General features: G+C 51.9%; 15 protein-coding genes. 5 read left to right on the forward strand and 10 right to left on the reverse strand.

Translation table 11 applies throughout. The features are described 5' to 3' along the window. Positions 1-71: 71 nt before the first annotated feature. The gene (yfcC, locus tag WC7_RS09835) at positions 72-1,592 is read left to right on the forward strand and encodes a putative basic amino acid antiporter YfcC (protein WP_016153845.1); all 1,521 of its coding nucleotides are present in this window, start codon (positions 72-74) and stop codon (positions 1,590-1,592) included. A gap of 56 nt (positions 1,593-1,648) precedes the next feature. On the opposite strand, the gene yfcD is transcribed toward yfcC, so the two are convergent. From yfcD to yfcF, 3 genes are read right to left on the reverse strand one after another with little or no spacing between them, the layout of a single operon-like run. Then, positions 1,649-2,203, reverse strand: a complete 555-nt coding sequence (gene yfcD / locus WC7_RS09830) for an NUDIX hydrolase YfcD (RefSeq protein ID WP_006683645.1) — start codon at positions 2,201-2,203, stop codon at positions 1,649-1,651. Between the two features lie 56 nt (positions 2,204-2,259). Then, positions 2,260-2,811 carry a phosphodiesterase gene (gene yfcE, locus WC7_RS09825; RefSeq protein WP_016153846.1) on the reverse strand — a complete coding sequence of 184 codons (552 nt, stop codon included), beginning with the start codon at positions 2,809-2,811 and terminating at the stop codon, positions 2,260-2,262. 55 nt (positions 2,812-2,866) lie between these two features. Then, positions 2,867-3,511, reverse strand: coding sequence for a glutathione transferase (gene yfcF, locus WC7_RS09820; protein ID WP_016153847.1), 645 nt, complete (start codon positions 3,509-3,511; stop codon positions 2,867-2,869). A gap of 134 nt (positions 3,512-3,645) precedes the next feature. Here yfcF and yfcG point away from each other — a divergent pair, with 134 nt between their 5' ends. From yfcG to WC7_RS09800, 4 genes are all read left to right on the forward strand, one after another. Beyond that, positions 3,646-4,281, forward strand: coding sequence for a GSH-dependent disulfide bond oxidoreductase (gene yfcG, locus WC7_RS09815; RefSeq protein WP_016153848.1), 636 nt, complete (start codon positions 3,646-3,648; stop codon positions 4,279-4,281). A gap of 54 nt (positions 4,282-4,335) precedes the next feature. After that, positions 4,336-4,698, forward strand: coding sequence for a dihydroneopterin triphosphate 2'-epimerase (gene folX / locus WC7_RS09810; RefSeq protein ID WP_016153849.1), 363 nt, complete (start codon positions 4,336-4,338; stop codon positions 4,696-4,698). 20 nt (positions 4,699-4,718) lie between these two features. Continuing rightward, positions 4,719-5,612: a TIGR01777 family oxidoreductase gene (locus WC7_RS09805; RefSeq protein WP_016153850.1), complete on the forward strand. Its 894-nt coding sequence runs from the start codon at positions 4,719-4,721 to the stop codon at positions 5,610-5,612. 71 nt (positions 5,613-5,683) lie between these two features. Next, positions 5,684-6,214, forward strand: a complete 531-nt coding sequence (locus WC7_RS09800) for a GNAT family N-acetyltransferase (protein ID WP_016153851.1) — start codon at positions 5,684-5,686, stop codon at positions 6,212-6,214. 18 nt (positions 6,215-6,232) lie between these two features. Here WC7_RS09800 and hisP read toward each other — a convergent pair whose 3' ends face one another. The 7 genes from hisP to purF all read right to left on the reverse strand — a co-directional run bounded on the left by hisP (position 6,233) and on the right by purF (position 12,880). Then, positions 6,233-7,006: a histidine ABC transporter ATP-binding protein HisP gene (hisP, locus tag WC7_RS09795; RefSeq protein WP_016153852.1), complete on the reverse strand. Its 774-nt coding sequence runs from the start codon at positions 7,004-7,006 to the stop codon at positions 6,233-6,235. 13 nt (positions 7,007-7,019) lie between these two features. After that, positions 7,020-7,727, reverse strand: a complete 708-nt coding sequence (gene hisM, locus WC7_RS09790; protein ID WP_003028116.1) for a histidine ABC transporter permease HisM — start codon at positions 7,725-7,727, stop codon at positions 7,020-7,022. Continuing rightward, on the reverse strand, positions 7,724-8,410 hold the full coding sequence (locus WC7_RS09785) for a histidine ABC transporter permease HisQ (RefSeq protein WP_016153853.1): 687 nt from the start codon (positions 8,408-8,410) through the stop codon (positions 7,724-7,726). Before WC7_RS09785 ends, hisM begins: the two co-directional genes overlap by 4 nt. 186 nt (positions 8,411-8,596) lie before the next feature. Continuing rightward, positions 8,597-9,379: a histidine ABC transporter substrate-binding protein HisJ gene (gene hisJ / locus WC7_RS09780; protein ID WP_003028120.1), complete on the reverse strand. Its 783-nt coding sequence runs from the start codon at positions 9,377-9,379 to the stop codon at positions 8,597-8,599. Between the two features lie 247 nt (positions 9,380-9,626). After that, the gene (argT, locus tag WC7_RS09775; protein WP_006683634.1) at positions 9,627-10,409 is read right to left on the reverse strand and encodes a lysine/arginine/ornithine ABC transporter substrate-binding protein ArgT; all 783 of its coding nucleotides are present in this window, start codon (positions 10,407-10,409) and stop codon (positions 9,627-9,629) included. A gap of 288 nt (positions 10,410-10,697) precedes the next feature. Next, on the reverse strand, positions 10,698-11,267 hold the full coding sequence (locus WC7_RS09770; RefSeq protein WP_032947117.1) for a UbiX family flavin prenyltransferase: 570 nt from the start codon (positions 11,265-11,267) through the stop codon (positions 10,698-10,700). Positions 11,268-11,362: 95 nt separating this feature from the next. Then, complete coding sequence (gene purF, locus WC7_RS09765; protein ID WP_016153855.1) at positions 11,363-12,880, reverse strand: amidophosphoribosyltransferase; 1,518 nt, start codon at positions 12,878-12,880, stop codon at positions 11,363-11,365. Positions 12,881-12,912: the final 32 nt, after the last annotated feature.

Here is a 12,912-nt window from a genome sequence, read left to right on the forward strand (position 1 = left end):
TGCATCAATGAATAACTATTCTCCTGTTTGCATACTTATCCTCTTTTGCATTGCAACAGGGATAGTCTTTCATGTCAGCAGTAACAGAAACACAGCCAGCTAAAAAATGGGCGATGCCCGATACGTTGGTGATTATTTTTTTCGTTGCCATTTTAACCAGTCTGGCGACATGGGTTGTTCCCGTCGGGATGTTCGACAGTCAGGAAGTGCAGTATCAGGTTGATGGACAAACTAAAACCCGTAAGGTGGTCGCCCCCCACTCTTTTCGAATTCTGACCAACGACGCGGGCGAAGAGCAGTATCACCGGGTGCAGTTTTTCACCACTGGTGATGAGCGCCCGGGCCTGATGAATTTTCCGTTTGAAGGGTTAACCTCCGGCTCTAAATTCGGCACTGCCGTCGGCATTATTATGTTTATGCTGGTGATTGGCGGCGCATTCGGCATCGTTATGCGTACCGGAACCATCGATAACGGCATCCTGGCGCTCATCCGCCATACGCGAGGAAACGAAGTCCTGTTTATCCCGGTGCTGTTTGTTCTCTTCTCATTAGGCGGCGCGGTGTTTGGCATGGGGGAAGAGGCGGTCGCCTTTGCCATTATCATCGCACCGTTAATGGTACGGTTAGGTTACGACAGTATCACCACCGTTCTGGTCACCTATATTGCGACTCAGATTGGATTCGCCAGCTCCTGGATGAACCCGTTTTGCGTGGTCGTCGCGCAGGGGATTGCGGGTGTGCCGGTGCTCTCTGGTTCCGGTCTGCGTATCATTGTGTGGGTGGTTGCGACCCTGATAGGGCTAACCTTCACGCTGGCTTATGCGGCACGCATCAAAAAGAATCCGCTTTTGTCCCGGGTACATGAATCCGACCGTTTCTTTCGCGAACAGCAGGACGACGTTGTGGAACGACGCTTCACGCTGGGCGACTGGCTGGTGCTGCTGGTGCTGACTGCGGTAATGATTTGGGTTGTCTGGGGCGTGATCGTCAACGCGTGGTTTATTCCTGAGATCGCCAGTCAGTTCTTCACTATGGGTCTGGTAATTGGCATCATCGGCGTGGTCTTTCGTCTCAACGGCATGACGGTCAACATCATGGCCTCCTCATTCACTGAAGGCGCCCGAATGATGATTGCCCCTGCCCTGCTGGTCGGTTTTGCCAAGGGCATATTACTGCTGGTCGGTAATGGAGAAGCGGGTGAAGCCAGCGTGTTAAACACGCTGCTGCACAGCATTGCCAACGGCATCAGCGGGCTGGATAACGCCATCGCGGCGTGGTTTATGCTGCTGTTCCAGGCGGTGTTTAATTTCTTCGTTACTTCCGGCTCTGGTCAGGCTGCATTGACCATGCCGTTATTAGCACCCTTAGGCGATCTGGTTGGCGTAAACCGTCAGGTCACCGTACTGGCCTTCCAGTTTGGCGACGGATTCAGTCATATTATCTATCCTACGTCTGCATCGCTGATGGCAACGTTAGGCGTGTGTCGGGTGGATTTTCGTAACTGGCTGAAGGTAGGCGCCACGCTGTTGGGACTGCTGTTTATTATGTCCAGCGTGGTGGTAATTGGCGCGCAGATAATGGGTTACCATTAAAAAACGATTGCCCGGCCTACACGATTTCTCGACGCTGTAGGCCGGATGAGCAGATTTTACTCAGCTTCTTCCTGCTTTTCGGCTTTCGCCCCTTCATTCTTAGCGTTGCGGGTCATCCACAGCGCCAGGGCTTTCAGTGAGTCCGGCGTAAATTCGTCGCAGCGCGCGGTAATTTCTTCCGGCGTCAGCCAGCAAACTTCACTAACCTCTTCTTCCTGAAGCGCAAACGGTCCGTGGGAAACACAGCTAAACAGCCCACCCCATACGCGACAGTTCTGGTCTTCAAAATAAAACTGCCCATGCTCGGCAAACGGCACGCCCGCAATCCCCAGTTCCTCTTCCGCTTCACGGCGCGCTGAGTCCAGTAGTTGCTCGTCAGCCTGCACAACACCGCCAGCGGTGGCATCCAGCATGCCGGGCAAAAAATCTTTTGTCTCAGTACGACGCTGAACCAGAATTTTGCCCATACCATCATGCACGACGATATACGTTGCACGATGGCGTAAGCGTTGCGCCCGCATTTGTTCCCGGCTGGATTGTGCAATGACTTCGTTGTCTTCATTCACAATATCCACCCATTCCGTACTTGCCAAACGACGCTGTTCCACCATCAGGAAACCTTCTTTTTTCTTGCGCTCTTACGGCGCGTTTATGTTTGTGGGGTAAATTACGGATTAATCTCGACCTGTGCAATAACACTTTGATCATTGAGTGCCATTACGCTGAGAACATTATCATCCAGAATCCCGTAACTTGCCGCAAAGCCCCCTTTCGGGATGCTTACCGAGCCGGGATTGAAGTGGTAAACATCCCCTTGACGCTCAGCCACGGGCAAATGTGTATGCCCATAAACCAGCACATCTCCCACGTTGAGCGCCGGCATATTTTGCGGGCCAAAAAGATGCCCGTGCGTCAAAAAGAGTCGCTGGTTTTCTGTCAGAATTTGCTGCCACGGCGCGGTCATCGGAAAATGCAGAAGCATCTGATCCACTTCGCTGTCACAATTGCCACGCACAGCGATAATCCGCGCTGCCAGCGCATTCAACCGCTCAGCAACCTGCGCAGGCGCATAGCCTTCCGGGAGCGCATTACGCGGTCCGTGGTTTAAAACATCACCCAATATCACCAGCCATTGCGCACCGCTTGCGGCAAACCGTTCAAGTACGCGTTCCGTGGCTGGCAACGAACCATGAATGTCCGATGCGAACATCAGTTTCATCACTCACTCCTCGTTGAAAAGTACCTTGTAATGATACTGGATTACGCCCCGTTTTTCAGCAGGAACGCTTCGCTGAAAGCGCGATAAAACGCTGGACTGAAGCGCGCTGCCACTGGAAGGCGGCATATTCTGCAAGCGCTTCGGGAACCTCATCGCCGTTAAGGACCAGACGATTCAGCATTAGCGCTAAATCGCAGTCGGCAATACACCATTCGCCAAATAAATTCTGCTTCCCGTGGCTCAATAAATGGCTCGCAGTGGCGAACAATTTCTCCGCACTGACTTTTCCCGCTTCGCTTAACGGACCTTTCTTCACGCCAGCAAAAACTACGTCCGTTGAGCGTTCTTCACGGATAGGCATCAGATCGCTGCGGATCCACGCCTGAACCTGGCGCGCCCGCGCGCGCTTTTGCACATCGTGTGGGTAGATTCGCTCCCACTGCGGCGGCGCAAAACTCTCTTCCAGGAACTCAGTAATCGCTGATGATTCGCTCAGCTCGAAACCGTCGATTTCAAGCACCGGCACGCGCCGCGTTAACGCATACCCTTGCCATGAAGGTTGCAAGTGTTCGCCGCTGTTGAGATCAACGGTTTTCAGCGTAAAAGGCAGTCCTTTCTCTTGCAGAGCGACATAAACAGACAGCACGTAAGGGGAGAAAAAATTGGCATCTGACCACAGCGTAATTGCAGATTTGCTCATAATGTCCTCTGAAATGTATTGGCTTGCCTTCAAAATATAGAGTCTTTCTCTCACTGTCACTTGATGAAAACTCACGCACGCCAACAGGCTCTATACTTGTTATGACCCGGTTCATGACAAAACGGACGCTGAAAATGATCGATCTCTATTACACTCCATCGCCAAACGGTCACAAAATAACGCTGTTTCTTGAAGAGGCGCAGCTGCAATACCGTCTGATTCATGTCGATATCAGCAAAGGTAGCCAGTTTCACCCTGATTTTCTGCAAATCTCACCAAACAATAAAATCCCGGCCATTATCGACAGTGCCCCGGTAGACGGCGGAAAGCCCATCAGCCTGTTTGAGTCCGGAGAAATTTTACTCTATCTGGCAGAAAAGAGCGGTAAGCTGCTGAGCGGTGAGTTACGTGAACGCCACACTACACTGCAGTGGTTGTTCTGGCAGGTCAGCGGCCTCGGACCCATGCTGGGTCAGAATCATCATTTTAGCCACTACGCCCCACAAACGATTCCCTACGCCATTGAAAGATACCAGGTTGAAACCCAGCGCCTGTACAACGTGATGAATAAACGTCTGGAAACGTCCCCCTGGCTGGGAGGCGATCACTACAGCATTGCCGACATTGCCTGCTGGCCGTGGATCCACGCCCATCAGCGTCAGCGCATCGACCTCGACAACTACCCGGCGGTCAATAACTGGCATGAACGCATCCGTACGCGTCCCGCAACGGAACGCGCCATGCAACAAGCACAAAGTGAGAAGCGGTGACGCGATTCGGTTCTCGTGTATCATGCAAAGGTTCATACATGGAGGAAACCTGCAATGTCACAACCTGACGCAATTATTCGTATAAAAAACCTTCGTCTGCGCACTTTTATCGGCATCAAAGAAGAGGAGATCCTTAACCGCCAGGATATCGTCATCAACATTGCCATTCACTATCCGGCAGACAAAGCCCGTACCAGCGAAGATATCAACGACGCGCTGAATTATCGCACTATCACCAAGAGCATCATTGCCCACGTGGAGGGTAACCGCTTCTCATTGTTAGAAAAATTAACTCAAGATGTGCTCGATATCGCACGCGAACATCACTGGGTCACTTATGCTCAAGTAGAGATAGATAAACTTCACGCATTACGTTACGCCGACTCAGTCTCTATGACGCTGAGCTGGCAGCGTTAAAACATAACCCGGGAGGCGACATGCAGATTCTGATTACCGGCGGTACTGGCCTGATTGGACGTCATCTGATCCCCCGCTTGCTGGAGCTGGGGCATCAGATAACCGTAGTGACCCGTTCTCCTGATAAGGCGCGTCAGATTCTCGACTCCCGGGTTACGCTGTCCAAAGGGCTGGAAGAGCGGCAAAATCTCAATGACATTGATGCCGTCATTAACCTTGCCGGAGAGCCGATTGCGGACAAGCGCTGGAGTGCCCAGCAAAAGGAACGCCTGTGTCAGAGCCGCTGGGTCATCACGCAGAAGCTAGTCGATTTAATCAATGCCAGCGAGACACCGCCCGCAGTGCTAATTTCCGGTTCCGCTACCGGTTACTACGGCGATTTAGGCGAAGTAGTGGTCACAGAAGAAGAGCCGCCGCATAACGAATTTACCCATAAGCTGTGCGCCCGCTGGGAGCAGATTGCCAGCACCGCGCAAAGCGACAAAACCCGCGTGTGTATGCTGCGCACCGGCGTGGTACTGGCCTCTGCTGGCGGCATTCTGGCGAAAATGGTTCCGCCGTTTCGTCTTGGCTTAGGCGGACCAATTGGCAACGGACGCCAGTATATGGCCTGGATCCATATTGATGATATGGTCAACGGAATTCTCTGGCTGCTGGATAACGATCTGCGCGGTCCCTTCAATATGGTTTCACCGTACCCGGTGCACAATGAGCAGTTTGCCCACGCGCTGGGCCACGCTCTGAACCGCCCTGCCATTCTGCGCGTTCCCGCCACCGCAATGCGGTTGCTGATGGGCGAATCTTCGGTGCTGGTTCTCGGCGGACAGCGAGCGTTGCCAAAACGCCTGGAAGCGTCCGGTTTCGCGTTTCGCTGGTACGATTTAGAAGAAGCGCTGGCGGATGTCATCCGATAACCCCTAAGCGCTATTCACGGTCGCCGTTGTGGTGGTAAGGTTATAGGTCAGATTTCTGCAATGGCGACGTTATGGCGATAATTTCGACTCCCCGACTTACCCTCTCTTTGTTTCAGTTTTCTGACTGGTCATTTTTCCAGAAACTACGTGAATGTCCTGAAGTCATGCGCTATATGGGCAACATCGCCCCGGCGAAAGATACGCGTCTGTTATTCGCCAGACGCCTTGCCGCACAGCACACTTTTGTCATCCGCGAGCACAACAACCCGACGCCGCTCGGCGATATTGGTCTGCAAATCAGCCATCTCTACCCGCACGAAGCCGACCTCGGCTACGCCATCTTGCCACAGGCGCAGGGGAAAGGTATTGCCAGCGAAGCCGTACGCGCGGTGTGCCAGTACGCCTTCGAGCACGCGGCGGTCACAGCGATAAATGCTTACGCACTGGCGGATAATAAGGGCTCAATACGGATTCTGGAAAAAACGGGGTTCGTGCGTACGCAGGTGCTGGAAAAGGCGTATGAGATTGATGGTATCGCCTACGACGACTGGGTTTATCGTCTGGAGTGCGACGCGCTAAAATCCCAGGCCCGGAAAGCGTAGCGCCTCCGGGCAGGTGACTTACTTCAACGAACCTTTGAGGAACTGCTGCAAACGCGGACTTTGCGGATTACCAAATACCTGTTCCGGATCGCCCTCTTCTTCAATCTTCCCCTGATGCAGGAAAATCACGTGCGTGGAGACATGACGGGCAAACCCCATTTCGTGGGTCACGACCACCATGGTTTTTCCCTCTTCGGCCAGTTGTTGCATAATGCGCAGCACTTCGCCTACCAGCTCCGGGTCAAGCGCCGACGTGGGTTCATCAAACAGCAACACTTCCGGTTCCATCGCCAGCGCACGAGCAATGGAGACACGCTGCTGCTGACCACCGGACAGATGCACCGGATATTTGCCCTGAGCGCGCTCATCAATACCCACTTTCGCCAGATACTTCACCGCACGTTCGCGAGCGTCCTGCTTGCTCAGCCCCAACACCTGGATCGGCGCTTCCATCACGTTTTCCAGCACCGTCATGTGGCTCCACAGATTAAAGTGCTGAAAGACCATCGTCAGTCGCGTGCGCAGCAAGCGCAGCTGATTTTTGTCTGCAACCTTAAGCTGGCCGTCTTTGTCGCGAACCAGACCAATGTTCTGACCACTGACGACAATCGACCCGGCGCTCGGTTTCTCGAGAAAGTTAATGCAGCGCAGGAAGGTACTTTTACCGGAACCTGACGAGCCAATAATACTGATAACATCACCCGCATTGGCCTGCAGCGATACCCCTTTCAGCACTTCATGTTCGCCGTAGTGCTTATGTAAATCGATAACGTTTAATTTATTTTCAGACATCGTGTTACTCGAATCATTTAGAGGATACATGCTGCAACCAGCGTTTTTCCGCTTTACGGAACAGACTGATCAGGACATACGAAATAATCAAATACAGAACAGCGGCAATACCGAAGGCGGTAAACGGCTGATACGTTGCCGAGTTGATATCGCGGGCGATTTTCAACAAATCAGGTACCGTTGCGGTAAACGCCAGCGCCGTGGAGTGCAGCATTAAAATAACTTCATTGCTGTAAGCCGGCAGCGCAATACGCAGCGCGGAAGGCAAAATAATGCAGCGATACAGTTTAAACGACGAGAAACCGTAAGCGCGCGCGGCTTCAATCTCACCATGGGGTACGGAACGAATAGCCCCGGCGAAAATCTCCGTGGTATAGGCGCAGGTATTCAGCGTCAGCGCCAGCACGGTGCAATTTAGCCCACTGCGGAAAAACGCGTTGAGGAAGTCCGTGCCTTTGACTATCTCCAGCGTATACATCCCGGAATAAAACACCAGCAACTGGACGTACAGCGGCGTCCCACGAAAAATATAGGTGAACAACCAGATGGGAAACTGGATAAATTTATTACTGGAAACACGACCAATTGCCAAAAACAGCGCCAGTATCCCGCCCATCACCACCGATGAAATCAGAAGCCACAGGGTGATAGCCACGCCGGTGTAGCGATATCCGTCGGTCCACAGCAGGGACTTCCAGTATTCCTGAATAATCTCAATCACAGGTCAGCCCTCTTCACACCCACGGAATAGCGGCGCTCAAGGTACAGCAGCACACCATTAGAAACAGTGGTAAACACCAGATAGATGACCCCGCACACTACGGCAAAATAGAACGGCTCCCAGGTACTTTTTCCGGCAAGCTGAGTGGCTTTCACCACGTCTTCCAGGCCGAGCAACGATACCAGCGCCGTGGCCTTAAGAATGACCTGCCAGTTGTTGCCAATTCCCGGTAAGGCATAGCGCATCATCGCCGGGAACATAATGCGGCGAAATATTTGTGAACTGGTAAAACCGAATGCCGTCGCGGCTTCAATATGTCCTTTTGGCACGGCCATAAATGCGCCACGAAATGTTTCGGTAAAATAGGCTCCGTAGATAAACCCGAGCGTAATAATACCCGCGACCATCGGATCGATATCAATCTGGCTGATACCGATTGCATCGGTAAGGGTATTCAGCGCGATTTGTAATCCGTAAAAGATGAGCAGCATTAAGACCAGATCGGGCACGCCGCGGATAAGCGTTGTGTACCCTTCGAAAATAAGCGCCAGCGCCCGGCTTTGCGACAGCTTTGCTGCCGCGCCGACAAGGCCTATCAGAACCGCCAGTACCACCGAGCTAAGTGCCAGCTCCAGCGTAACAATTGCGCCCTGTAAAATAACACCTGAAAAGCCATACAACATGCTGCCTGTCCTGTCGTGTGTGGTGGAGTAATAAGCCTCTTTTGATTTCAGACAAACTGTTAAATGCGGGATGGCGGCTTTGCCTTATCCGGCCTACAAAATCACTGTAGACCGGATACGCGCAGCGCCATCAGGCATAAATTCAACACGTCAAAAATCTACGGGCTTTATCAGCACCTGCGGTGATTAACCGCCATAAACATCAAAATCGAAGTACTTTTTCGCCAGCTTCTCGTAAGTACCGTCAGCTCGCATCTCGGCAAAGGCTTTGTTCAGTGCTTCGCGCAGTTCGTTATCATCTTTGCGCAGCCCCATACCGGTACCCACGCCGAATAACTTCTCATCTTTTACAGATGGGCCGCCGAATTTGTAATCTTTACCGACCGGCTGTTTCAGGAAGCCTTCGCTGGCCGCGACTTCATCCTGGAAAGCAGCATCAATACGCCCGGCAGTCAGGTCAGAATAGATATTGTCTTGCCCCTGATAAGAGACAATTTCAATGCCTTTTGGCGCCCAGTGCTCGTTGCCGAAGGTTTCCTGAGTCGTGCCCTGCAGCACGCCAACACGTTTACCTTTCAGCGACTCAATGGTTGGCTGAATAGCAGAATCTTTAGCGACAACCAGACGCGAGTCGGCTGCATAAAGCTTGTCGGTAAAGGCGATTTCCTGCTGACGTTTTTCAGTGATGGAAAGCGAGGACATAATCGCATCGATTTTCTTCGCTTTTAACGAAGGGATAAGCGCGTCCAGCGGGTTTTCCACGAAGGTACATTGTGTATTGATACGTTTGCACAGCTCTTTAGCCAGATCGATATCAAAACCGACTAATTCACCCTGTGCATTTTTCGATTCGAACGGCGCATAAGTAGGATCGGTACCGATACGAATTTTTTGCGGAATGGCTGCAAATGCTGCGGTAGCACTGGAGAAAGCCAGGACCAGAGAAAGAGACAACACCAGTTTTTTCATAACTATCCTCAACAGACTGTCTTTTATAGGGGATCTTTACAGGACCAGGTGCAGTTATCGTGCCATTAATCGGGCCGACAAGGCAAAGCATTCTACCCTGTCGGCGGTATTTATTTGCATGAAAAGCGCTTAAGTATGCACTCATGCTTATTAAGACAGCGACAAAAGCACCAAAACAGTGCACTGAATTTATTATGCACCGTAATGGTTACCCGCAATGGTGCAGTCCATTCCCCGCTGCGGCGTATTAATCGCCGTAGACATTGAAGTTAAAATACTTGCTCGCCATTTTGTCGTAGGTGCCGTCTTTGCGCAGTTCGCCCAGCGCTTTATCGAAAGCAGCTTTCAGCTCTGCATCATCTTTGCGCAAGCCAATCCCGGTGCCGTCACCAAAGTATTTTTTATCTTTCACCGACGGACCAGCAAAAGCGTAGTCCTTACCGGCTGGCTGCTTCAGGAAGCCTTCGCTGGCCGCGACTTCATCCTGCAACGCCGCGTCCAGACGACCCGCTGTCAGGTCAGAATAGATAAGGTCCTGGTTCGCATAGGCCACCACATCTACGCCTTTGCTGCGCCAGTTGTCATTAGCATAGGCTTCCTGAGTCGAGCCTTGCAGTACGCCAACATGTTTACCTTTGAGGGAATCAAGAGTCGGTTGAATTGGGGAACCTTTCGCGGCGATCAGACGTGAGTCTGCTGCGTAAAGCTTGTCTGAGAACGCAATCTCTTGCTGACGCTTCTCAGTGATTGAAAGCGAGGAGATGATGGCATCAATTTTTTTCGCTTTCAGCGACGGGATCAGCGCATCAAAGTCGCTGGCTACCCAGGTACATTTAATCTGCATGCGCTTACACATCTCATTTCCCAGATCGATATCAAAGCCGACAAAGTCGCCTTTGGCATCTTTAGAGGAAAAAGGTGCGTACGTTGTATCTGTACCAATACGAACCGTCTGCGGAAGTGCTGCGTAGCTGGCCGCGGTGGCGGAGAGTCCTACCAGCAAAGACAAAGCAAGAACCGTCTTCTTCATACATAACCCTCAAGTGGCGTAATTTTATTATGTTTTACGTTGTGTTGTGTGTTTGCAGACTTTTTCATGCAGGTCTTATGCCATTTTCGCGTCGATGAGGATATTCGACGTTAAATATGTTAATAAAACGTTGCAATAATGTCCTGATTTTGAAGATAGCAGGTCTGACGGTTGAACCGCAGCGTTTCGTTGAGTTTTAACGAATTAAATGTTGAGGATATGATCGCGGTTACAAAATTGCCCTGAAACAGGGCAATGGATGTTTCTTTGCACGCTGATGGAACGGTTTTACGCCCCTTGCCAGCGGGTGAACAGATCCTGTGGAAGGGAGATATCAAACTGGTCGATTACGCGGTTAACTGTTTGATTAATCACATCATCTAGCGTTTGCGGGCGATGATAGAATGCCGGGACTGGCGGCATAATCACCGCGCCAATTTCTGCCGCCTGCGTCATCAGCCGCAGATGCCCCAGATGCAGCGGCGTTTCACGCACGCACAGCACCAGCGGGCGGCGTTCTTTCAACACCACGTCTGCCGCACGGGTAAGCAGCCCATCGGTGTAACTGTGGACGATGCCTGAAAGCGTTTTGATTGAACAAGGTAATATTACCATTCCGGCGGTCTGAAAAGAGCCGGAAGAGATACTGGCGGCGATATCGCGCGTATCGTGATTTACATTCGCCAGTGCCTGCACGTCGCGTACAGAGAGGTCTGTTTCCAGCGCCAGCGTCTGTCGGGCAGCAGCACTCATCACCAGATGGGTTTCCACATCAGTAACGTCACGCAAAACCTGCAGCAGGCGCACGCCATAAATCGCGCCACTGGCACCGCTAATCCCTACAATGAGTCGTTTCATTTTTTCGCCCTTACTTGCTTCAGGGCTGACTTTGCAGGTTTTTATGCGCAGTTGCAAGTCAGTCCACTCTATGTGTCCTGACCTGCAACAGAACATTACCCTTCGTTATGCATCTCGAGGTTTTCCGCTTCGTTCTGACGCAAAACTGCTTTGGCATCGTCATTACGCAGGGAGTCAAGGAAATCGAGATATTGCTGGTCGACGTCTTTGGTGACGTACACGCCGTTAAACACTGAACATTCAAACTGCTGAATATCCGGGTTCTCAGCGCGGACCGCTTCAATCAGATCGTTCAGATCCTGGAAGATAAGACCGTCTGCACCGATTATCTGGCGAATCTCGTCCACTTCGCGACCATGAGCAATCAGCTCCGTCGCCGTAGGCATATCGATACCATAAACGTTCGGGAAGCGAATTTCCGGGGCTGCAGAGGCAAGATACACTTTCTTCGCTCCGGCTTCACGCGCCATCTCGATAATCTGTTCGGAGGTGGTACCGCGCACGATGGAGTCATCCACCAGCAGCACGTTTTTATCACGGAATTCCGCACGGTTGGCGTTCAGCTTACGGCGCACGGATTTACGGCGCAGCTGCTGGCCGGGCATGATAAAGGTACGACCCACGTAGCGGTTTTTCACAAAACCCTGACGGTACGGCTTACCGAGAATACGGGCAATTTCCAGCGCGATATCGCAGGAGGTTTCCGGAATCGGGATCACCACGTCAATGTCCAGATCTTCCCACTCGCGAGCAATTTTTTCGCCAAGCTTGGTCCCCATATTTACACGGGCGCTGTAAACGGAAATCTTGTCGATAAAGGAGTCAGGACGAGCGAAGTAAACGTATTCAAACAGGCACGGATTGCTAACCGGGTTATCGGCACACTGGCGAGTAAACAGCTGACCTTTTTCGGTGATATACACCGCTTCGCCAGGTGCAACATCGCGCAGGAATTCAAAGCCCAGCGTATCCAGCGCCACGCTCTCGGAGGCTACCATATACTCGGTACGCCCATCCCCGATATCGCGTTTACCCAGTACCAGCGGACGGATACCGTTAGGATCGCGGAAAGCAACCATACCGTGGCCGATAATCATCGCCACGCAGGCATAGGCGCCGCGGATCTGGCGGTTGGTTGCCGCAATAGCAGCAAAAATATTATCGGCTTCCAGCGGATAATGGCGGAAGTTATCCAGCTCGCTGGCGAAAATATTCAGCAGAATTTCAGAGTCTGAAGTGGTATTGATGTGGCGGCGCTTTTCTTCAAACAGCTTTTTACGCAGCTCATGCGCATTGGTCAGGTTGCCATTATGGGCAAGCGTGATGCCATACGGTGAGTTGACGTAAAAAGGTTGAGCTTCGGAGGCGCTGGAACTGCCAGCCGTTGGGTAACGCACATGACCGATGCCCATATTGCCCTGCAAACGCTGCATATGGCGCGCTTCAAAAATATCGCTCACCATTCCGTTTGCTTTACGCAAGCGGAAGCAGTTGTTGGCATCAATGGTGATGATGCCTGCGGCATCCTGACCACGATGCTGGAGCACCGTTAACGCGTCATAAATCGACTGGTTTACCGGCATAACACCGGCGATACCGACAATACCGCACATACGTCTTTTCCTCGTTCAGCAACAACCCAAAG

The sequence above is a fragment of the Citrobacter sp. KTE151 genome, from assembly GCF_000398845.1.
Lineage (GTDB): Bacteria > Pseudomonadota > Gammaproteobacteria > Enterobacterales > Enterobacteriaceae > Citrobacter > Citrobacter braakii.

Bases quoted from the DNA above. Each gene is read 5' to 3' on its own strand.
- yfcE (WP_016153846.1), bottom strand. From the start codon at position 2,811: ATGAAACTGATGTTCGCATCGGACATTCATGGTTCGTTGCCAGCCACG.
- yfcG (WP_016153848.1), top strand. From the start codon at position 3,646: ATGATCGATCTCTATTACACTCCATCGCCAAACGGTCACAAAATAACG.
- hisP (WP_016153852.1), bottom strand. From the start codon at position 7,006: ATGTCTGAAAATAAATTAAACGTTATCGATTTACATAAGCACTACGGC.
- yfcF (WP_016153847.1), bottom strand. From the start codon at position 3,511: ATGAGCAAATCTGCAATTACGCTGTGGTCAGATGCCAATTTTTTCTCC.
- WC7_RS09800 (WP_016153851.1), top strand. From the start codon at position 5,684: ATGGCGATAATTTCGACTCCCCGACTTACCCTCTCTTTGTTTCAGTTT.
- yfcD (WP_006683645.1), bottom strand. From the start codon at position 2,203: ATGGTGGAACAGCGTCGTTTGGCAAGTACGGAATGGGTGGATATTGTG.
- folX (WP_016153849.1), top strand. From the start codon at position 4,336: ATGTCACAACCTGACGCAATTATTCGTATAAAAAACCTTCGTCTGCGC.
- WC7_RS09770 (WP_032947117.1), bottom strand. From the start codon at position 11,267: ATGAAACGACTCATTGTAGGGATTAGCGGTGCCAGTGGCGCGATTTAT.
- yfcC (WP_016153845.1), top strand. From the start codon at position 72: ATGTCAGCAGTAACAGAAACACAGCCAGCTAAAAAATGGGCGATGCCC.
- hisJ (WP_003028120.1), bottom strand. From the start codon at position 9,379: ATGAAAAAACTGGTGTTGTCTCTTTCTCTGGTCCTGGCTTTCTCCAGT.
- argT (WP_006683634.1), bottom strand. From the start codon at position 10,409: ATGAAGAAGACGGTTCTTGCTTTGTCTTTGCTGGTAGGACTCTCCGCC.
- WC7_RS09805 (WP_016153850.1), top strand. From the start codon at position 4,719: ATGCAGATTCTGATTACCGGCGGTACTGGCCTGATTGGACGTCATCTG.
- purF (WP_016153855.1), bottom strand. From the start codon at position 12,880: ATGTGCGGTATTGTCGGTATCGCCGGTGTTATGCCGGTAAACCAGTCG.
- WC7_RS09785 (WP_016153853.1), bottom strand. From the start codon at position 8,410: ATGTTGTATGGCTTTTCAGGTGTTATTTTACAGGGCGCAATTGTTACG.